This is a genomic window from Pseudomonas sp. TH21 (assembly GCF_016651025.1).
GTDB lineage: Bacteria > Pseudomonadota > Gammaproteobacteria > Pseudomonadales > Pseudomonadaceae > Aquipseudomonas > Aquipseudomonas aylmerensis.
This window is the reverse complement of the sequence record NZ_JAEKEQ010000002.1, coordinates 1-7,165: the sequence shown is the minus strand read 5'-3', so window position 1 is coordinate 7,165 and position 7,165 is coordinate 1. Positions and strand designations below refer to the sequence as shown.

Sequence of the window (7,165 nt, the reverse complement as noted above, 5' to 3'; positions counted from 1 at the left end):
AATAGTATTTATATGGCAGGGCTATGGAGCTAGATTTCGAGTGGGATTTAGTTAAGGCTGAATCGAATTTACGGAAGCACGGTATTCGCTTTGAAGAGGCTGCACTGGTTTTTGAGGACCCTTTTCATCTTTCAGTACAAGACCGATTTGAAAACGGTGAGTACCGTTGGCAAACCATTGGGGCTGTAAGAGGATGCGTGGTCGTTCTTGTAGCTCATACGATACGGTTTGAAGACGGTACCGAGATCATTCGTATAATCAGTGCCCGCCGGGCCGATCGGAAAGAGAGGAAAACTTATGAGCACAGTTAGATATAAACGAAACGAGCTTCCATCCCTGACTGAGAAGCGAAAAGCTGAACTGAAATCACTGTCTGAGCAGTCTGACAGCCAGATCGATTACAGTGATGTGGGGGCGCTGAATCATTCATTCTGGGAGAAAGCTGTGCGTGGGCAGTTCTATCGTCCTGTAAAAAAGCATGCTTCTGTCAGAATTGATGCAGATGTTTTGGAGTGGCTTAAAGAGCCCGGCAAAGGATACCAGACAAGGCTCAACGCAATTCTGCGAGAAGCGATGATGCGTAAACAGCCGCTGAAATAATTATGCTATCTGTAAAGGTCGTCCATAGAGTACGACCTTTCATCTTTTACGCTTAACAGATGTTATGTTTAATTCGCCCGTTTAGCGGGTGCGGATTAAATAAAACGGGTTACCTCTTTTGGGAATTAACCATTAAAATAATGATGGGTTTTAATTTCTTTATTGAATATTAGTGGTTAATTTTTTATATGTGGCCTATACGACTTATCTTATAACCGCATTGACCACAAGTTGAGTGGTTTTTATATTGTTAGTCCAATAATGAGTTTAGCGTATCCTCATTGTTGGTTGCTAGTATTGAGTCGCCATCTATCATATTTTTGAAGTATAGATATATGTCTTTGTGTATGGCCGCTAAATTATCTTTAAATATAGATATGACAACATCCTCCCTTTTTGAGTCATGAAGTAACTTCCTAACTGAAATGCTATTCTTTTCATTTGCTTGCTCGTTAGGTTTTTTTATTTCTAAACTTGATAGAATGCCTAAGCTATCTTTATGGTTTACGCCAAAATCCATAAGTGCTTTATTGAATATACTTAAGCTGATTTTGTTATCTGAAATGATAATTAATTGAAGGAAGCTTTCAGTGAAAGGGCCAACCTCAATAGAATGGTGTATTCTCTCGATATTTTTCTTTTTTTTCTTTTTCCCAGGAATGGCAGTTTTTTCATTTAATATAGCCCTTGCCTTGGAAATATAGTTATAATAATATTCTTCAGATATAGAGTCCTTTTTTTCATTCCATTCATGCAGGTGATGTTTTTCGCACAAAGGAATAATCAATTCTTCTATAGTGTTTTCTTTATCTATGTCATATAAGAACTTTGAAGTGTTAATCCATGATAAATTTTCAGAGCTTTCCCTTACAAGCATCTCATTTATTTCTTTTTTTCTTTTTGATGAGCTCATCCTTATGAATTCCGCAGCATGGAATTCCTGTATTGTTTTGTGAATGAACGTGTTATTTAAATATCCATCTTTACGAATAAGTCCTGTAATGTCTATTATATCGCTATAAAAATTTGATGCATCTTGTGAATCACTTGGTAACATCTTGTTTTTTAGTGCTTTTTTTGATATCTCCAGCATTTCTTGATCTGTCATGCTTGTTTTGTTTTTGTATATGGAAATAAAACAGAAACAACAAAAAGCTTCTCGTATTTCATTTATGGGTTGATTGAAAGTCTTGCTTCTATTATAAAAGTTTTTTGTTTTATCATGACCTTCGTATAGTATGTTAAATATCCTATTATAAAATTCCTTTGCATTTTTAGGTAAGCTATCGAGGTGCTTTTCGCAAATGCAAAATAGAATAACTAATATAGGTGTTTTAATTGTACTCATTAGTTGTTTGTTTTTATTTAGGGCGTCAATTAGATGAGGGTAAACTTCTGGAAGAACAAGTTTTTTCACCATATTTGTAACGTCGGCACTTCCAAGGTAACAAACAGTAAAGTTTATTATTCCTTGCGTTGTGCATATTTCTGTTTCTGGTCTGGATGATGTTATGATTTGTGTTTTGTATCTATGGTTTGTATCAATTATGTCACGTAGTAGTTCTTTTCTTTCTTCTTTTTTTACCTCGTCGAAACCATCTAGGATAAGAAGTATTTTTCCGCTTGAAAGTAATTTATCAATACTTTCATCCTTCATTTTATTAGACTCAAAGTTAAGTATTTTTTTAATGTTCTCTTTTATAGATTGACCGCCAAAGTCTCTCAGGTCGAAGAATAAAGGTATTTTATTTGATTTATCTATATTGTAGAGTTTCTCCATGAATATTTTTTTTAGTATTGTGCTTTTTCCCTGGCCTGCCACACCAATCACATTTGTTATTTCATCGTTTTCATAAACGAAGTCTTCATTTATTTCTATTTTTCTTTCTTTGTTTTCTATAAATAGCGGGTGATATATCTCTCCCAAGTAAACATCTTCATGCTGGTTATTCAAGGTTCTTATGAGAAGGTATCTTTTTACCGATTGGTCAAAATAGTTAGTGAAGTCTTTTTTTATAAAATCATCCAAAGCGTCTCTAGCTGTCTCTGTACCAAACTTCCACTTTTGTTTTAATATTTTATCCCATAGTTTAGATACTGATTTTTCGGCAACAGTCTCTACTGCTTTGTCCATGCCTTTTGAAATTAACCCTGTTGCAATTGCTGTTGCTGCTGTAGTAATTACCATGATATCTCCTGTAGGTATTACTTCCCCTCATTTGGGCGGAAGTACGAATTAATCTCATATCTTGGGGGGCGTGGTAAATTGATTTGTTATCTTGACGCTTAAGAGGCGTTCAGCGTACCCTTAAAACGAAAAAACCGACTGGGGAGTCGGTTTTTTCGAAGGTTCAGTAAGTTGGGGAACTTCTGAACCATGGTAACTGGCTTTAACGGAGCGCAGTGACCTAATCTGTCCTTCCAGTGTAGCCGCAGTTGGGCGATCACTTCAAGAACTCTGTTTTTACTTCGATGTATAAGCTTCGCTCCGTAAACAGTTACCGTTGGCTACCGCCAATGGCGATTTGTCGTGTCTGTCAGGTTTGGTCTCAAGAGTATGTTACCTGACATGGCGTGGTAGTCGGACTAAACGGGGAGTTCGTGCATATAGTCCAGCTTGGAGCGAACCACCTTCAGGGAACCCAGTTGCAGGGCAGGAATGAGAAAACGCCACCTTACGGCGGTATGCAGCGGGTAAACCCCATGGTGGGAACAGGAGAGCGCACGAGGGAGCCGCCGGGTGGAAACGTCCGGCATCTTTAAGTCCTGTCAGGTTTCGTCACTTCTGATTTGAGCACCGGAAATCGCTGTATTTCTGTTAAGCTCATCAGGAGGGCGGAGCCTATGGAAAACCGCAGGTTTCCGCCAGCCCCCGGGGGCTTCGTTCTCTCCCTCAAACCACCGTTACCCTATAACCGCAACGCTCGCCGCAGAAGCAAACTTGTTTGCGCCGAGGAAGCGTCATTTCACCTGCGGTCTCATTTTCCGCGTTCACACCGTAGCCTTACCCCCCAAACCCCATATACCACTTCCTCAAACCGCCACTCCGATTTATCATTTAAGCCAGCATACACATCGCTAGCGCTCTGTGATGGCTGGTTCAGGGCTGCGCCCCGAAACCCCCTGACGCGCCTGCGGCTTGTCCAACCCCGTTTTCCACCGGATAAAGCCGGCAGAAAACACGGTTATCAGGAAACGTCATGAACGAAAAGCGCAGCAAAATGCTGACCGTCTGGGTCTCTCCTGCAGAACATGAAACATTGCTCGCCCGCTGCGATCGTGCACGCCTTGCTACCTGGATGCGCGAGACATGCCTCGGCGCCGAAAAACGGCGCCTGCGAGGCAGCGCGCCCGACGTAGCACCGGCGCTGCTTCGTCAGCTTGCCGGCGCCGGCAACAACCTTAACCAGGTCGCCCGGCAGGTGAACGCCGCCGTATCTAAGGGTGAGCCGCTTTCTGCCGTGAAAATTCTCAGCCAGCTGGCGGCTATCGAGCGGGAGCTGAAGGCTCTGCGGGAGGAGCACTCCGGTGATCGTTAAATTTCACGCCCGTGGCACGGGGAAAGGCGCGGGACCAGTTGATTATCTGCTGGGTAAAGACCGTCAGCGGCCGGCGTCACGCCTGATGCGCGGTAATCCTGACGATATCGTGGCAATTATCGACAGCAGCCCCTACGCCAAGGGCTACACCTCCGGTGTTCTGTCCTTCAGTGAGGCGGACTTACCGGAACCGGACAAAGAAAAGCTGATAACTCACTTCGAAAATGCACTTCTCCCCGGACTGGATGCCGATCAGTATGCGTGCCTGTGGGTCGAACACCGGGATAAGGGAAGGCTGGAGCTTAATTTTGTCGTCCCGAACATCGAATTACAGTCAGGGAAACGTCTTCAGCCCTGGTTTGCGCCGGCGGACAAACCGCGGATAGACGCGTGGAAAACGGTCATCAATACGCAGATGGGCCTGCACGACCCGTCAGACCCGCTCAACCGGCGCACGCTGTGTACGCAGCGCGATCTCCCTGCACACAAGCAGGCGGCCGCACAGGCCATCACAGACGGCCTTCTTAACCTTGTTTCCGCCGGCGAGGTGCGCAACCGTCAGGATGTCATTCGATCGCTGGAAAGCACGGGATTCACCATAGCCCGCGAAACCCGCAGCAGCATCAGCATTGCCGATCCGGAAGGCGGCAGGAATATCCGATTAAAGGGGATGATTTATGAGCGAGATTTTAAATTTGGCGAAGGGATTCGAGGAGAAATCCAGGCAGCTGGCCGGCGATACCGAGCGGAATCTGCAGAGCGAGTTCGAGCGGCACGAGCTGTTTATCAGCGAGGCGCTGAAATCAAGCGAGAAGAAAATCAGCGCCGCCATCAGCGCCCGGGACCAGAGGCTTTCGCAGTTCGTGCTCCGGGGCTGGGCATGGCTCCTGCTGACGGTGATAACCGTGACGATCGCCTGCTGGGGCGTCATCTGGTACCAGGGGCATCAGATATCCGACAACTGGAAGATGATCGCCGAACAGAAGCGGGCGATCGCGCAGATGCGCGACCGGGGTGGGAACCTGATCTGGACAACCTGCGGCGACAGCAGGAAGAAATGTCTCGAGATCGACACGCAGGCGGGCTCCTTTGGGGAGCACAACCAGTACATGATACCGAAGGAGTACTGAACCATGACCGAACTGGAAAAACAGTTACTGAGCGCGTTAGAGCAGCTGCAGAACGATTACGGTACGCGTTTGAGGGAATGGGAGAACGCCTTCGCCAGTATGGAACAGATGTACTCCACTACGCGCGCGGAGAACGCGCAGATAAGCAACCAGGTACAGCGCTTGAGCGCTCAGGTGCAGAGTTTGAGCGAGCAGCTGCACCGGTTAGCGCGATGATTGCCGGCGAACTGGCACGGCGGGAGGCGCTGGAACTTGAGCAGCAGCGCCAGAAGCAGCTGAAACGGCCTTATAACGGTCCGAAAATGGGCTAAGCCTCATCAGCTCAGCGTGGTTTTCTGCCGGCAAAGATTCGTGACCAGAGTCCTCTGGCCTTTTCCTGCTCCAGTTGCTCTCCCAGACGTTTTACTTCCTCCTGCAGCTTCCGGCGCTCGTCTTCGCCGCGCCGGCGTTCTTCCTCACGCGCTGTTTTGTCTTCAAGCATCAGCGTGACGGCTTGCTTCAGCTCTGCCAGCTCGGTGCGGACCGTTTCCAGCGCATCAGGTGTAAAATTTTTCTGTGTATTTTCACGGTGTGAAATGGTGGGAACTTTTTTTACAGGCAGGTTCACATTGCCGTATACCCGGATAAGCTCGGAAACGTCAATTACAGGGTTGTTTTTCTCATCACGTGACGCGGTAACTTTACCCTGATTTATATGGTTATAGATCGTTCTTCGCGTGACACCGGCGGCCTTCGCTGCCTGCGTCAGATTCAGGCGTGTATCTGCCACTGTATACCCTTAATTTTATGCAGTGTGTAAGGTGTTAAATTTACACTAATAAGATGCAAGTGGCATAGTCCGTTATATAACTGAGGAAATGACCCCAATTACTACGCCGGCGATAAGAAGAATAACCGCCAGCCCCAGCAAAATTTGTATGTAATGCCTCAGCTTCACGAGAACAACGCCAACGGCCAGTGCCGGCACGGTGGTAACAATAAAACGTATGGCTTTGTGCCAATCCGGGTTCACCAGGTAGGCGTGCACAAGCCATCCGGTTAATAGAGAACCGACCAGGAAAAGACCCCATACCCATTTCCAGTCCATTTCAGCATCGTATTCTTGCTGTGAAAGATATCTGTTCCCGAGCCGGTAGCGTGCCATGTCTTCATCCTTTGAATTTCAAAAAAATCTCAGCAACTTTAGTGCCGGCAAACGTCCGTGACAATCATAAATGGCAGCCTCAGCCGCATAGGGATGTGAAACTGACCGCCAGGCACTTCCGTGCATAGCCATGCAGTTGCTCAAAACTTATCAGGGGCTTTTTTCGCAGATCGGGACGGGGAAAGGCCTGTCTTTCGGGCAGGACGGCGCAGAAACGCGCTGAGACCGTTTCTGCGGGGCGCGCAACTAGTCTTATGTTAAATATGAACAACTATCATAAACAAAAAAGCCGCCATTAAGGGCAGCTTTATGGGCTCACAGATACAGTTTTTATTGAACTTCAATATCGATCTGATCAACACAAGTCTGTGCCTGGCTGTGATTTTCTGCTGTGTACCACTGACCTGATTGTAAGGTGACATCAGTTAGGCCATCTATAGGAATGCAGCGCCAGTTGAATGTGGAGCCTGGTGCTACTTGGCCTTTACTACTTTCACCACCGAACTGATAGAACAAAGCTTGTTTACGTCCATTTTTAGAGCCTAGAGCATGAGGGCACATTTCGCGGTAGAAACCTTGGTAATGTGCTGTTACTTGTAGTTTTTCTTTGATTGCTTTAGCAATTAAATCATAGTTATTAGACATTTATATTCAATCTCCCAGAGTATGATTTCCTGTTGGAAACCGAGATGAAATATAAGATAAAAAAATGTTTTTGGGTAAATAATCATTCTTGTATATACTGAATTGTA

The 7,165-nt window shown here is 45.8% G+C and carries 8 protein-coding genes; 4 read left to right on the top strand and 4 right to left on the bottom strand.

Annotated features, from left to right (window positions below; translation table 11 throughout):
* Nucleotides 1-23: 23 nt before the first annotated feature.
* Nucleotides 24-311: a BrnT family toxin gene (locus JFU04_RS30190; protein ID WP_201146470.1), complete on the top strand. Its 288-nt coding sequence runs from the start codon at nucleotides 24-26 to the stop codon at nucleotides 309-311.
* A complete protein-coding gene (locus tag JFU04_RS30185; RefSeq protein ID WP_201146469.1) occupies nucleotides 298-600 on the top strand; it encodes a BrnA antitoxin family protein in 303 nt (100 codons plus the stop codon). Before JFU04_RS30190 ends, JFU04_RS30185 begins: the two co-directional genes overlap by 14 nt.
* Before the next feature lie 250 nt (nucleotides 601-850).
* Here the strand turns inward: JFU04_RS30185 and JFU04_RS30180 are convergent, their stop codons facing one another.
* A complete protein-coding gene (locus JFU04_RS30180) occupies nucleotides 851-2,788 on the bottom strand; it encodes an NACHT domain-containing protein (protein WP_201146468.1) in 1,938 nt (645 codons plus the stop codon).
* 1,012 nt (nucleotides 2,789-3,800) lie between these two features.
* Between JFU04_RS30180 and JFU04_RS30175 the strand changes: the two genes are divergently transcribed.
* The gene (locus tag JFU04_RS30175) at nucleotides 3,801-4,139 is read left to right on the top strand and encodes a MobC family plasmid mobilization relaxosome protein (RefSeq protein ID WP_446739704.1); all 339 of its coding nucleotides are present in this window, start codon (nucleotides 3,801-3,803) and stop codon (nucleotides 4,137-4,139) included.
* Complete coding sequence (gene mbeA, locus JFU04_RS30775) at nucleotides 4,129-5,580, top strand: plasmid mobilization relaxase MbeA (RefSeq protein WP_446739703.1); 1,452 nt, start codon at nucleotides 4,129-4,131, stop codon at nucleotides 5,578-5,580. Before JFU04_RS30175 ends, mbeA begins: the two co-directional genes overlap by 11 nt.
* 11 nt (nucleotides 5,581-5,591) lie before the next feature.
* Here mbeA and JFU04_RS30160 read toward each other — a convergent pair whose 3' ends face one another.
* From JFU04_RS30160 to JFU04_RS30150, 3 genes are all read right to left on the bottom strand, one after another.
* Complete coding sequence (locus tag JFU04_RS30160; protein ID WP_201146467.1) at nucleotides 5,592-6,038, bottom strand: hypothetical protein; 447 nt, start codon at nucleotides 6,036-6,038, stop codon at nucleotides 5,592-5,594.
* Nucleotides 6,039-6,110: 72 nt separating this feature from the next.
* On the bottom strand, nucleotides 6,111-6,413 hold the full coding sequence (locus tag JFU04_RS30155; RefSeq protein WP_201146466.1) for a hypothetical protein: 303 nt from the start codon (nucleotides 6,411-6,413) through the stop codon (nucleotides 6,111-6,113).
* A 330-nt stretch (nucleotides 6,414-6,743) separates the two neighbouring features.
* On the bottom strand, nucleotides 6,744-7,058 hold the full coding sequence (locus tag JFU04_RS30150; protein ID WP_201146465.1) for a hypothetical protein: 315 nt from the start codon (nucleotides 7,056-7,058) through the stop codon (nucleotides 6,744-6,746).
* Between the last annotated feature and the right edge of the window lie 107 nt (nucleotides 7,059-7,165).